Origin of the sequence: Actinophytocola sp. (assembly GCF_050699915.1) — a bacterium.
GTDB lineage: Bacteria > Actinomycetota > Actinomycetes > Mycobacteriales > Pseudonocardiaceae > Actinophytocola.
Genome location: NZ_JBOHGA010000194.1, coordinates 1 through 11,987 on the forward strand (window position 1 = coordinate 1; position 11,987 = coordinate 11,987).

The window sequence follows — 11,987 nt, forward strand, 5'->3', positions numbered from 1 at the left end:
GCGCAGGCCTCCACCGCGGCGAGCACCAGCGTGCCGACCGGCCAGTGTGGACGGTGCGCGGCGAGCCGGGCCAACAGCGGCGGCGCACCGAGGGCGTAGCCGGCACGCAGGCCGGGCAGCGCCCACGTCTTGGTGAGGCTGCGCAGCACGAGCAGGCCGGGCAGTCGATCACCGGCGAGCGACTCCGGCTCGCCGGGCACCGCGTCCAGGAAGGCCTCGTCCACCACGAGCGTCCGACCCTCCCGGGCCAGCGACCGGATCGTCTCGGCCGGGTGCAGCACCGACGTCGGGTTGGTGGGGTTGCCGAGCACGACGAGGTCGGCGTCGTCGGGCACCAGCTCGGGGCGCAGGGCGTAGCCGTCCGCCGGGTCGAGCAGCACGCGCTGGACCGGCACGCCGGCCTGCCGCAGTGCGACCTCGGGCTCGGTGAACGACGGGTGCACGAGCGCGGCCTTCGCCGGCGCGAGCGCCGGCAGCAGCGCGAAGCCCTCGCCGGCCCCGGCGAGCACGAGGACCTCGTCGAGGTGGCGCCCGTGGCGCGCGGCGACGGCCCGGCGCGCCTCTTGGTCGTCCTCTGTGGATGGATAGCGGCCGACCCGGTCGAGTGCGTCGACCAGGTGCTCGCGCAGCCAGGCCGGGGGCGCGTCGCCGCGGACGTTGACCGCGAAGTCCACGAGCCCCGGCGCAGCGTCCACGTCGCCGTGGTGCCGCAGGTCGGTCATCCGCCGGATCCTACGTACCGGCCTGGGCCGATGCCGAGCAGGCGGGTGAAGTGTCGCGTCAGGTGCGCCTGGTCGTAGAAGCCGGCCCGGGTCGCGGCCTGCGCGGGCGGCAGGCCGTCGAGCAGGAAGCCGCGGGCGAGCTCCAGCCGGCGACCGGTGAGGTAGCGGTGAGGCGGGATGCCGAACTCGCGGCTGAACGCGCGGACCAGAGACGCGGGGTGGACGCCGAGCGAGGCGGCGGCCTCGTCGAGCGGGACGGCTTCGGGCAGCCGCGCGTCGAGCAGCTCGCGAAGCCGGTGCGCGGCACCCGGCCGCGGCCGTTCCCGGCGCGCCGGTCGCAGGTGGCGGGCGAGCCGCTCGGCCACGAACGCGAGCCGGCTGGCCGCCTCGAGGTCCTCGGCGCGGGTGGTCAGCACCTGGTGGAGCTGGTGGATCCGCGTGCGCAGCAGCGGATCGGCCAGCGTCGGGTGGTCGACGGCGGCGCCGACGAGCTGCTCGCCGAGCACGGTCCGGTCGAGGTAGAGCACGCGCTTGCGGAACGGCCGCCGCGACCGGCCGTCGTGCGGCACGCCGGGTGGCAGCAGGGTCACGGCGTCGCTCGTCGCCCCATGGTCGTGCCGGTCGAGGTCGTAGCGGACGAGCCCGTCGTCGACGATCAGCAGCGTCCAGTTGTCGTGCGTGTGCGACGGGTAGGCATGGGTGCTGAAGCGAGCGTGGAACACCTCCTGGATGCCGGCCACCGAGGGGTGCCACGCCGTGATGTCCGGACGGATGCCGGTCATGCAAGGAACGTACAAGACCGACCGGGCTCCGGCGCCGATCCTGGCCTGGTGCGTTTCGAGACCAAGATCGCCGTCGTGCTCCGTGCCGACCTGGCCGGCTGGCAGCGGCTGAACGTGTGCGCTTTCCTGGTGAGTGGCATCGCGGCGGCCGTGCCCGAGCTGATCGGCGAGCCGTACGCGGACGCCGACGGCACCAAGTACCTGCCGATGTTCCGCCAGCCCGTGCTGGTCTTCGAGGCGCCCGCGGCCGTGCTGACCGCCGCCCATACCCGGGCGAACACCCGCGGGCTGCCGATGTCGATCTTCACGGCGGACCTGTTCGCGACCGGCAACGACGAGGACAACCGGGCCGCGGTCCGGGCCGTCGCCCGCGACGCGCTGAACCTCGTCGGTCTCGCCGTGCACGGCCCGCGCAACGCGGTCGACAAGATCGTCAAGGGCGCTCGGATGCACCCCTAGACTCGGTCGGGTGCATGTCTGCTTCGTCTGCTCGGGCAACATCTGCCGCTCCCCCATGGCCGCCGTCGTGTTCCGCGAGCACCTGCGCCGCGCCGGGCTCGCCGACCTGGTGCGGGTGACCAGCGCCGGCATCGGCGACTGGCACGTCGGGCAGCCGGCCGACTCGCGGGCCGCCCGGACGCTCGCCGGCGCGGGCTACTCGACCGAGCACGTCGCCGCGCAGGTCGGGGCCGACCACCTCGACGCGGACCTGCTCGTCGCCATGGACTCCGGGCACCACGTGGAGCTCGTCGAGCTCGCCGGCCCGGACCGGGTGCGGATGTTCCGCTCGTTCGACCCCGCGGCGGACGACACGCTGGACGTGCCCGACCCGTACTACGGCGAGCGGAACGGGTTCAACCAGGTGCTCGACATGATCGAGGCGGCGACCCCGGGACTGCTCGACTGGGTCCGCGCGCACCTGTGAACATCGAGGCGCTCACCGGTTCGCCGGCGACGTCCACCACGCCACTCGGCGGCACTGCGCGGCGTGTCGAGCTCGCCGACGGGCGGGTGGTGGTCGCCAAGCGGCACGACCACGTGACCGCGCTGCGGGCCGAGGTGGCCGGACTCCGCTGGCTCGCCGGTCCGGTGCCGGTGCCGTCGGTGCTCGGGTACGACGACTCCTGGCTCGTGCTGGAGCTCGTCGAACCGGGGCCGCCGTCGCCCGACGCGGCGGCCTCGTTCGGGCGGGCCCTGGCTTCGCTGCACGCAGCCGGCGCGCCCGCGTTCGGCGCGCCGCCGCCGGACGGTCCGGTCGACGCGTGGATCGGCCTCGCACCCATGCGCAACGAGACCGGCTCGTCGTGGCCGCCGTGGTACACGGCGCACCGGGTCCTGCCGTACCTGCGGGCGGCCGTGGACCGGGGCGCGCTCGGCGACGCGGACGCGCGTGCCGTCGAGTCGGTGTGTGAGCGTCTCCCGGAGCTGGCGGGGCCGGCGTCGCCGCCCGCGCGGCTGCACGGCGACCTGTGGAGCGGCAACGTGCGGTGGGCCGCGGACGGGCGGGTGTGGCTGATCGACCCGGCGGCGCACGGCGGGCACCGGGAGACCGACCTCGCGATGCTGGCGCTGTTCGGCTGCGCGGAGCTGGACCGGATCGTCGCCGCGTACGACGAGGCCGCGCCGCTCGCGGACGGCTGGCGTGGGCGGATCGGGTTGCACCAGCTCTTCCCGCTGCTGGTGCACGCGGTGTTGTTCGGCGGCGGGTACGGCGTCCAGGCCGGCGCGGCCGCCCGGTCGGCGCTGCGCGGGTGACGCTGGCCTACCGTTGACGTGTGCGGTTGCGGTTCCTGCTCCGGCCCGGCTGGCTGGCGTTGACTCTGGTGGTGATGGTCTTCGCCGTCGCCTGCTTCGCCGTGCTCGCGCCGTGGCAGTTCGGCCGCCACACCGAACGCAAGGCGACGAACGACGCGATCACCCGGTCCTTCGCCGCCGACCCCGTGCCGCTCACCGATCTGTCACCGGGGGCCGACGAGTGGCGGACGGTCACCCTGACCGGTACCTACCTGCCGTCCGACGAGGTGGTGGCGCGCCTGCGGACCGTGCAGGGCGAGGCGGCGTTCGAGGTGCTCACGCCGTTCCGGCTGGCGGACGGCACGGTGGTGCTCGTCGACCGCGGTTACGTCCGGCCGGTGCAGAGCAGGCTGCCGTCCTACGACCCGCCGCCGGCCGGCACGCGGGAGCTGACGGCGCGGGTCAGGTCCGACGAGCGCGACCCGCGCTCCCGGCCGGTGCTGCGCGGTGAGCCGCCGCAGGTCTATGCGGTGGACTCCCGTTTCGTCGCCACAGTGACCGGCCTGTCCATCCGCCCGGGCTACGTGCAGCTGGCGGCGGACAGTCCGGGGGTGCTGTCGCCGCTGCCGCTGCCGGAGCTGGCGGCGGGGCCGTTCCTGTCGTACGCGTTGCAGTGGATCACGTTCGGGGTGATGGCCCTGCTGGCGTGGCTGTACTTCACCTGGCGGGAGATCCGGCCCGGCGGGGTGCTGGCCACGCCTCGCGACTCGGCGCGTCCTCGCCGGGTGTCCGTGGCGCGGCAGATCGCGGAGGACGAGGCTCGGGAACGGGCGTCGAGCAGTCAGCCATAGCCCGAGCCGCGTGTTTCAGTCGAGCGCGTCGGTCACCTTCGTCATCACCGCGCGCCAGTGGTCGCGCTGGCGCTCTCGCTCCTTCGGGCCGGACAGCCACTCCTGGTGGAAGTGCAGCGTCGTCTTGTCGCCCTGCGAGGTCACCGCCACCTGGACCGTCGTGCTGTGGTCCCAGTCCGCCGGCTGCCACGTCAGCCGCACGCGGTCGTGGTCGTGGAAACTGCGGATCTCCCCCGTGGTCCCGTCCCCCGTCTCGTACCGCTCGCCCTTCTCCCGCCCCAGCTCGACGCCCTTGCCGAGCCACAGTTCGGCACCCTCCGGGCTCGTCAGGAACCCCCACACGTGCTCGATCGGGAACGGCAGCGTCTTCGACACCCCGATCTGGTAGCCGGCGTCCTTGGTCTCGCCGATCATGCGAACCTCCTGTAACCGGTTTAACTGGTGGACGTAACCGACTATAGTGGTTACATGCCTCCCGGCACCAGAGTGATGACCCCGCCGACGGGGGAGAGCTACACCTTCGACCCCGGCTGCTTCAGCCTGGAGCTGCTGCTGACCGGCGGCCCCGGAACCTACGAGCAGTGGGAGATCCTGCACGAGCCGGCGGACCTGGCGAGCTGGCTGGTCGACTCGCGCCTGGCCGCCCCGCCGGCGGGCGAGCCGTTGGGTGCGGCCGACTTCCGGATCCGGCCCGCGGAGCTGCGACGCATCGTGCAGTTCCGGGACACGTTCCTCTCCGTGGCGCTCGCCATCACCCGCGGCGAGCGCCCGAGCGCCGCCGACCTCGAAGTGATCAACTTCGCCGCCGGGCCGGGGCCGGTCCCCCGAATCGACCCGAAGACGCTGACCCACGGCTGGCAGACGCCGATCACCGGCACGCAGGTCCTGGGCGCGGCGGCGGCGGACGCGATCGATCAGGTGGCGTCGGCCTCCTCGGGCCGAGTGCGGATGTGCGCCGGGGACAACTGCCTGCTGCTGTTCCTGGACACCTCACGCCCGGGCAACCGGCGGTGGTGCTCGATGCAACGCTGCGGCAACCGCAACAAGGTGCACACCTTCCGCGCGAAGAACGCCTAGCGGCGGGAGCGGAACAGCGCGACCAACGCGGTCACCGCCGCCGTCAGGCCACCGACCACTCGGGACAGCTCGACCGCGCGGGTGACGTGGCCGGAGTCGGGCATCCGGCCCTCCCCCATGACCGGGCGCTCCTCGACGCCGTGCGCGTAGCTCGTCCGGCCGCCGAGGCGGATCTCCAGCGCGCCGGCGAAGGCGGCCTCGACCCGGCCCGCGTTGGGGCTCGGGTGTGCGGCGGCGTCGCTGTGCCACGTCTCCCAGGCCCCGCGCCAGGAGCCGCCGACGACCGGCGCGCCCACGACCGTCAGCAGGGCGGCGAGCCGCGCGGGCAGCAGGTTGACGATGTCGTCGAGCCGCGCCGACGCCCAGCCGAAGCGGCGGTAGCGCGGCGAGCGGTAGCCGACCATCGCGTCGAGGGTGTTGGCCGCGCGGTAGCCGAGCAGCCCCGGCACGCCGGCGACGGCGCCCCACAGCAGCGGCGCCACGACCGCGTCGGAGGTGTTCTCGGCGACCGACTCGACCGCGGCGCGCGCGAGCCCGTCGGCGTCGAGCGATGACGGGTCGCGGCCGCAGAGCGCGGGCAGCCGTTCGCGTGCGGCGGCCAGCTCGCCCGCGTCCAGCTCACGACCGATGGCGGCGCCCTGCGTGGCGAGCGACCGTCCACCGAGGACGATCCACGTCGCGGCGGCGGTGGTCACCGTCTGCACCGCGGGTCTGCCCCGGCCGGCACGCTCCGCGAGCACCCCGAGCGCGACCGGCGCCGCGGTGAGGACGGCGGCGTGCACGACACCGGGCAGCTTGTGGTCGCGGTACAAGGTGCGCTCGAGGCGCGCCGCGAGCTTGCCGAAGCCGGCCACCGGATGCCCCCGCCGCGGATCCCCGAACGCCCCATCCGCGGCGACGCCGAGCAGCAGCCCGACCGCGCGCGCCACGCCCACCACGTCGCTCACCCCCCGCCGATCGGGACCACGAGATCGAAACGGTAGCGCGGCCGGCCGATCCGGCCCGCACCTGGGCAGACCTCGACCGTGGTGCCGAGCGCGGCCGGCACCTCGGCGATCGCCGCGAGGCCGACCGAGTAGTTGGTCGTGACGCCCGAACGGCGCCACGCCTCCTGCCCGTCGATGAGCACGACCACGTCGTCGGAGAACGGAACGCGGGACTGCACGTCCCGCCGCCCAACACGATCCTTACCAGCCGGTACAGACGTAGTTCGGCTAGTCGGCGGCGGCCCAGCCGGCCAACATCATCCGGGCGATCGAGGTGGGCCCCGGGAGTTTCAGGCCCGCCATCTCGCCGCCCGCGGCCAGGGCTTCTCGCAGGTTCGCGCGCGACACCCAGCGGGCTTCCTCGATCTCGCCGTCCGCCGGGGTCAGCGGCGCGCCGGCCGGTGCCACCGCGGCGAAGCCGACCATGATCGAGCGGGGGAACGGCCACGGCTGGCTGCCGAGGTAGCGGATGCCGGTCACTCCGACGCCGACCTCCTCCTCGACCTCCCTCGCGACACAGGCCTCCAGCGACTCCCCCGCCTCCACGAAGCCGGCCAGCACCGAGTAGCGCTCCGGCGGCCAAATCGGCTGCCGCGCCAGCAGCACCTGCTCGCCGTTGATCCCGACGTCGTCGTGGACCAGACAGATCACGGCCGGATCGGTGCGCGGGTACTCCTCGCGCCCGCAACCCGTGCAGCGGGTCGCCCAGCCGGCGTTCGTCCGCTCGGTCGGCGCGCCGCACTTCGCGCAGAAGCCGGCCCTCGCGTGCCAGCTCACCAGGCCCACCGCCGTCGTGTACAGGCCCGCCGACGTGTCGTCCAGCAGCGCGCCGACCGTGCGCAGGTCGTGCCACTCCTCGCCGTCGTCGGACGCGGCGCCCGTCCAGAGCCCCCACGCGCTGTCCGGCGACGCCACCCCTTCGCGCAGCTGCGCCGACCGCCGCACCGCCCAGTAGCCGACGCCGTCGTGCTCGCCGAGCAGCAGCGCGTCCGGCGGCCGCTCGTCGGCGATCCGCACGGCCGGCCGGGTCGCGAGCGACAGCTCGGTCCCCGCGCCCGCGACCGGGGTGCGGCCCTTCTCGTCCAGCAGGATGACCTTGCCCGTCTCCCACAGCTTCGCGAGCCGCGAGGGGTCGGTGCGCACCGCCTCGTGACGGTCCACTGTGGACCGCGAGAGGGTGGGCGGCCCCGAGAGCCGGAAGGGTCGACTCACGACGAGACGATGCCGCCCAGCGACTGAAGCAGGGGCAGCTGCGCCGCGTCGCCCACGACCACGCCGGTGTAGTGGATCGGCGAGAAGAACTCCAGCGCCGCCTCGGCGATCTGCTCCGCGGTGACCGCCGCGAGCCGCGCCGGGTGGTCGACCAGCCAGTCGACGCCCAGCCCGAGCGTGGCCAGCGCGGCCAGCTGCGAGGCGAGCCCGGTCTGCGACGCCGTGGCGATGAGCAGCGACCCGATCGCGTACTGCCGCACGGAGTCCACTTCGGACTCGGTGGGCGGCACGACGCCGAGTCGGGCCAGCTCGTAGCGCATCTCCAGCAGGGCCGGCGCGGTGACCTCGCTCGCCGTGTCGGACTCGACCAGCAGCGTGGCACCGCTCGGCGTGAACTCCACAGAGGACCGTGCGTGGTAGGTGTATCCCTTGTCCTCGCGGATGTTCTCCACCAGCCGCGAGGAGAAGTAGCCACCGAACACGAGATTGGCGAGCTGCAGCGCCGGGTACCGCGGGTCGGTGCGCGCGATCGCCTGCGCGGTGAGCCGCAACTGCGACTGGACAGTCCCGGTGCGGGGCACGAACAGCAGGTCGCCGCCGGCCAGCTCCGGCAGGTCGGGCAGCTCGACGGCCGTGCGCTCGTCGGACCACACGCCGAGCGCAGCGGCCAGCCGGGCCACCGCGGCATCCGGCTCGATGTCGCCGACCAGTACCAACACCGAGCCGCGCGGCAGCACCTGGTCGGCATGCAGCTCGCGGACCCCGTCGGCGCCGACCGTGGCGACGTCGGCCGCCTCCGGCATCTCGCGCGTGTACGGGTGGTCGCCGTAGCGGTGCTTCTGCAGCGCCTCGCGCGCGATCACACTGGGCTGGGACCGCGCGACCGCGATGCGCTCGACGAGGCGCGCACGCTCGCGGCCGACCTCGTCGTCGGCGTAGGTCGCGCCGGTGAGGGCGTCGGCGAGCACGTCGAGCAGCGTGTCGAACCCACTCATGAGCGCGTTGCCGCTGATGGACAGCCGCTCGGGGTCGACACCGGCGTCGAGCTCGCCGCCGACCAGCGCCAGGTCGGTGTCGATCGCGACGCGGTCCCGCTTCTTCGTGCCGGTGAGGATCGTGGCCGCGAGCACCTCGGCCTTCGCGGCGTGCAGCGGATCGGTGCCGGCGAACGGGATGCGCAGGCGCAGCTCCACCATCGGCACGGTCGGCGCGTGCACCGCGACGACCCGCAACCCGTTGTCCAGCACGGTGTCCACTGAGGACAGACCGGTGGCCGCGCGCTGCTCGGTGAGCCCCGGCAGCGGCCGCGGGCCGAGCTCGGTGCGGCCGATCTCGGCGGCGGTGCGGAACGTGGTCACTGGTCTCCTCCTGCGGGCGTCACGGTCAGCACCGCGCGCGAGTCGGGGCGCAACGCCTTGGCCGCGGCGGCGACGGCGTCCGGCGTCACCGCGGAGATCTTGTCGGGCAACGTGTGCACGAGGCCCGGGTCGCCGTAGAGCAGCTCGAGCGAGCCGAACGCCAGCGTGCGCGAGATCAGCCGGTCGTGTTCGCGGTGCAGGCCGGCCACCCAGCGGGCCTTGACCTTCGCCAGCTCCTGGTCGCTCGGCGGTGCCGTGGCGAGCTTGTCCAGCTCGTCGTCGACGGCGGCGAGCAGGCGGTCCTGGCCGACCTCGGGCGAGTACACGGCCGTCACGATGAACGTGTCGGGGTCGCGCGCCTCGAACGGGCCGAACAGCCCGCAGGCGGCGTTGACGTCGGTGACCAGCGGCTCGCGGTGGACCAGCCGCTGCTGCAGCCGGGAGCCGTCCCCCTCGGCGAGGACCGCGGCGAGGACCAGGTTGGCGAGGTAGCCGTCGAGCTCGTTGATCGGGTCGGCCATCCGGTAGCCCAGCGCGAGCGCGGGCAGCGGGGCGTGCGGGTCGGCGTGCTCGCCGCGCAGCTCCTCGGTGGGCGGCGGCTCGGCGAACGACGGCCGCTCGGGCGCCGGGCGGGCCATGACGTCGCCGAAGTGCTTGTCGATCAGCTCCTTGGCGCGGTCGAGCTCGATGTCGCCCGCGACCGTGAGCACGGCGTTGGCCGGCGCGTAGTAGGTGTCGAAGAACTGCGCGCAGTCGTCGAGGTCCGCCTGCTCGAGCTCGGTGAAGTCGCCGTACCCGTTGTGGGCGTTGGGAAAGGTCTTGTACAGCACCGGCGGCAGCAGGATCCACGGGAAGCCGCCGTAGGGCCGGTTGAGGACGTTGAGGCGGATCTCCTCCTTGACCACGTCGACCTGGTTGCGCAGGTTCTCCTCGGTCAGCTTGGGCGCCCGCATGCGGTCGGCCTCGAGGAACAGGGCGCGCTCGAGGCCGGCCGAGGGCAGCACCATGAAGTAGTCGGTGTAGTCCGGGTGCGTGGAACCGTTGAAGGTGCCGCCCGAGGACTGCACGTGCCGGAAGTGCGCGAGCTTCTCCAGGCTCTCGCTGCCCTGGAACATCAGGTGCTCGAAGAGGTGGGCGAAGCCGGTGCGCCCCTCCGGTTCGGAGCGGAAACCCACGTCGTAGTGCACGCTCACGCCGACGACCGGCGCGGTCTTGTCCGGCGCGAGGACCACCCTCAGCCCGTTGGACAGCGTGTACCTGTTCAGCTCGCTTGCTGGCATGTCCGCAGCCTACGTGGCGTCCGCTCGTCTCTTCATCGAAGCTGCCCCGCGGCGGTGATGACGGTGTCCAGCTCGCGCAGGAAGGCCGGGAAGTCGCGGGCGAGGTCCTCGCCCTCGTACCAGTAGACGCCGGGCGCGCCGTCGGCCGCGGTGTCCAGGTCGGCGAATCGGGTGAGCCAGCCCGCGGTCTCGCCGAGCACCACCGCGTAGGGCAGCGACCGGGACAGCACCATCTCCCGGTCCTCTGCCGGCACGCTCGTGGCGTCGGTGCCGAGCAGGAAGCCGTGCAGCCCGCGGACCTGTGCCACCAGCACGCTGCCGCGGCGCGTCCGGGCCGGCATGAACCGGGCGCCGAGCGCGAGGCCGAGCCCGCCGATCACCACGGCGAGGCCGAGCAGCGCGTACCCGATTGTCAACGCCAGCACCACGGTCGCGGCGACGCCGAGGGCCGCGAGCACGACGCCGGCGAGGAGCCAGCGGGTGCGCTCGTGGTCGGGCCGGCGGGCGAACCACCGGCGCCGGACCACGCCCGCGTAGAGCTCGTCGCGCACCTGCGACAGGTCGAGCCGCCGCCCGCGCAGCGCGGCGAGCGACACCTCGCCGGCGCCTTCGCCGGCCCCTTCGCCGCTGCCGAGCAGCGCCCGCCACACCGCGTGCTCGTAGCCGGAGAGCGAGTCGTCCGGCGGGTTGCGGCGCACCAGCAGCCAGTCCTCGCCGGTGCGCCGGATCGTCAGGTAGTTGCGCACCGCGAGGTCGACGACGGTGGCGGTCACGTCCACGACGTCGACGTGCTCGTCGACCACCGTGCCGACCTCGCCGGGCAGCACGCCGTCCGGTGAGGCGAACGCGACCCGGCCGCCCTCGCCGGTGAGCAGCTCGACCGGGCCGACGTCGGCGGCGAGCGCGCGGGAGTCGCGGCCGCGGGCCAGCCACAGCAGCACGAACCCGCCCGCGAGAACGACGGCCAGCACGCCGAGGCCCAGCCCGGTGACCGGGGTGAGCGCGAACGCGCTGGCGGCCGTGACGTCGTCGAACTCGGCGTCGCCCGCGCCGCCGACGGTGCCGGCGGGCAACGTCACCGCGAGGTCGACCCGCTCGCCGGCCGACAGGTCCTCCTGCACCACACGCAGGACCTGGCCGTGGTCGGTGAGCGCGGACGAGCACGGCTGCTCGGAGCCGCGCCGGCCGGCCAGGCAGACGATCTCGCTGGGCGGCTCCGGCGCGACGAAGCTCGCCCGCAGCAGCCGGACGTCGACGTCCCAGCCGCCGGCGACCTGCCAGCGCACCTCCTGGTGGTCGCCGGCCTCGACGACCGCGCCGTCGACGGTGTAGGTGACCGTCGTGGCGCCCTCGCCGAGCGTCATGACGAACTCGTCGTCGGTGATCTCGGTGCGGCCGTTGCCGTCCACCCGCACGTTCTCGACGGTGAACACCCGGTCGGTGTCGTCGCCGGCCTGGATGCGCAGCGGCTGGTGGCGGGTCATGGTCTTGCGGGCCTGGACGAACACCTGCTCGCTGACCGAGAGCCGGCCGTCGCGCTCGACCTTCAGCGCCACGTTGACGCTCTGCGGCAGCAGCGGCGTGGGCGGCGGACCCGGTGGTGGGGTGCCCGGCCGGGTGGGCCTGATCGAGGGGACCTCGCCGGTCGGCAGCGGGACGTCCAGCGTCGGCGCGTCCGGCGGCGGCGTCGGGATCGAGGGTTGGGCCAGCCCGAGCAAGGCGGTGCCGGACACCGCCGCCGCGGCGACGGCCGCCCCCCACTTCGCCAACACGCCTGCGGAGGATAGTCCAGTGCCCATATGCTCACCGGGCTGTCCGGCGGGATCGGGCCGGGGTCGAGGAGCGCGGGGAGAACACGGCGAATGACTCAGCCACCATCGGGCCCGTGGCGTCCGACGGGGCCGCTGCCGCCACCGCGCGCACGGCCGCTCCCGCCGCGGCCGATGCCGGGTCACGGGCCGCCCGCGCAGCACCCCGTACCACCG

At 74.1% G+C, this 11,987-nt stretch carries 15 protein-coding genes; 5 read left to right on the plus strand and 10 right to left on the minus strand.

Annotated features, from left to right (window positions below):
• Nucleotides 1–722 (minus strand): Rv2231c family pyridoxal phosphate-dependent protein CobC (gene cobC, locus ACRDSK_RS26280; RefSeq protein ID WP_431443967.1); only part of this gene is annotated, 722 nt, incomplete at its 3' end.
• Nucleotides 719–1,504: an AraC family transcriptional regulator gene (locus ACRDSK_RS26285; protein ID WP_431443968.1), complete on the minus strand. Its 786-nt coding sequence runs from the start codon at nucleotides 1,502–1,504 to the stop codon at nucleotides 719–721. The genes cobC and ACRDSK_RS26285, both read right to left, overlap by 4 nt.
• 45 nt (nucleotides 1,505–1,549) lie before the next feature.
• Between ACRDSK_RS26285 and ACRDSK_RS26290 the strand changes: the two genes are divergently transcribed.
• From ACRDSK_RS26290 to ACRDSK_RS26305, 4 genes are read left to right on the plus strand one after another with little or no spacing between them, the layout of a single operon-like run.
• On the plus strand, nucleotides 1,550–1,963 hold the full coding sequence (locus ACRDSK_RS26290; RefSeq protein ID WP_431443980.1) for a DUF2000 family protein: 414 nt from the start codon (nucleotides 1,550–1,552) through the stop codon (nucleotides 1,961–1,963).
• 10 nt (nucleotides 1,964–1,973) lie between these two features.
• Nucleotides 1,974–2,429 carry a low molecular weight protein-tyrosine-phosphatase gene (locus ACRDSK_RS26295; RefSeq protein WP_431443969.1) on the plus strand — a complete coding sequence of 152 codons (456 nt, stop codon included), beginning with the start codon at nucleotides 1,974–1,976 and terminating at the stop codon, nucleotides 2,427–2,429.
• Entirely contained in the window at nucleotides 2,426–3,259 is an 834-nt protein-coding gene (locus tag ACRDSK_RS26300) for a fructosamine kinase family protein (protein ID WP_431443970.1), read from the plus strand. The genes ACRDSK_RS26295 and ACRDSK_RS26300 overlap by 4 nt, the downstream gene beginning before the upstream one ends.
• A gap of 20 nt (nucleotides 3,260–3,279) precedes the next feature.
• Entirely contained in the window at nucleotides 3,280–4,089 is an 810-nt protein-coding gene (locus ACRDSK_RS26305) for an SURF1 family cytochrome oxidase biogenesis protein (protein ID WP_431443971.1), read from the plus strand.
• Nucleotides 4,090–4,104: 15 nt separating this feature from the next.
• On the opposite strand, the gene ACRDSK_RS26310 is transcribed toward ACRDSK_RS26305, so the two are convergent.
• On the minus strand, nucleotides 4,105–4,503 hold the full coding sequence (locus tag ACRDSK_RS26310) for an SRPBCC family protein (RefSeq protein WP_431443972.1): 399 nt from the start codon (nucleotides 4,501–4,503) through the stop codon (nucleotides 4,105–4,107).
• Between the two features lie 54 nt (nucleotides 4,504–4,557).
• On the opposite strand from ACRDSK_RS26310, the gene ACRDSK_RS26315 reads away from it, so the two are divergent.
• Nucleotides 4,558–5,166, plus strand: a complete 609-nt coding sequence (locus ACRDSK_RS26315) for a CGNR zinc finger domain-containing protein (RefSeq protein ID WP_431443973.1) — start codon at nucleotides 4,558–4,560, stop codon at nucleotides 5,164–5,166.
• Here ACRDSK_RS26315 and ACRDSK_RS26320 read toward each other — a convergent pair.
• The 7 genes from ACRDSK_RS26320 to ACRDSK_RS26350 all read right to left on the minus strand — a co-directional run.
• Nucleotides 5,163–6,101: a cobalamin biosynthesis protein gene (locus tag ACRDSK_RS26320; RefSeq protein WP_431443981.1), complete on the minus strand. Its 939-nt coding sequence runs from the start codon at nucleotides 6,099–6,101 to the stop codon at nucleotides 5,163–5,165. The two genes, ACRDSK_RS26315 and ACRDSK_RS26320, sit on opposite strands and share 4 nt — an antisense overlap.
• A gap of 8 nt (nucleotides 6,102–6,109) precedes the next feature.
• Nucleotides 6,110–6,331 carry a hypothetical protein gene (locus tag ACRDSK_RS26325; protein WP_431443974.1) on the minus strand — a complete coding sequence of 74 codons (222 nt, stop codon included), beginning with the start codon at nucleotides 6,329–6,331 and terminating at the stop codon, nucleotides 6,110–6,112.
• A 49-nt stretch (nucleotides 6,332–6,380) separates the two neighbouring features.
• Nucleotides 6,381–7,364, minus strand: a complete 984-nt coding sequence (gene nudC / locus ACRDSK_RS26330; protein ID WP_431443975.1) for an NAD(+) diphosphatase — start codon at nucleotides 7,362–7,364, stop codon at nucleotides 6,381–6,383.
• A complete protein-coding gene (locus ACRDSK_RS26335) occupies nucleotides 7,361–8,722 on the minus strand; it encodes a M16 family metallopeptidase (RefSeq protein ID WP_431443976.1) in 1,362 nt (453 codons plus the stop codon). The genes nudC and ACRDSK_RS26335 overlap by 4 nt, the downstream gene beginning before the upstream one ends.
• On the minus strand, nucleotides 8,719–10,002 hold the full coding sequence (locus ACRDSK_RS26340) for a M16 family metallopeptidase (RefSeq protein WP_431443977.1): 1,284 nt from the start codon (nucleotides 10,000–10,002) through the stop codon (nucleotides 8,719–8,721). The genes ACRDSK_RS26335 and ACRDSK_RS26340 overlap by 4 nt, the downstream gene beginning before the upstream one ends.
• A gap of 32 nt (nucleotides 10,003–10,034) precedes the next feature.
• A complete protein-coding gene (locus ACRDSK_RS26345; protein WP_431443978.1) occupies nucleotides 10,035–11,774 on the minus strand; it encodes a DUF2207 domain-containing protein in 1,740 nt (579 codons plus the stop codon).
• Between the two features lie 31 nt (nucleotides 11,775–11,805).
• On the minus strand, nucleotides 11,806–11,987 hold a 182-nt coding region (locus ACRDSK_RS26350; protein ID WP_431443979.1), incomplete at its 5' end, for a hypothetical protein.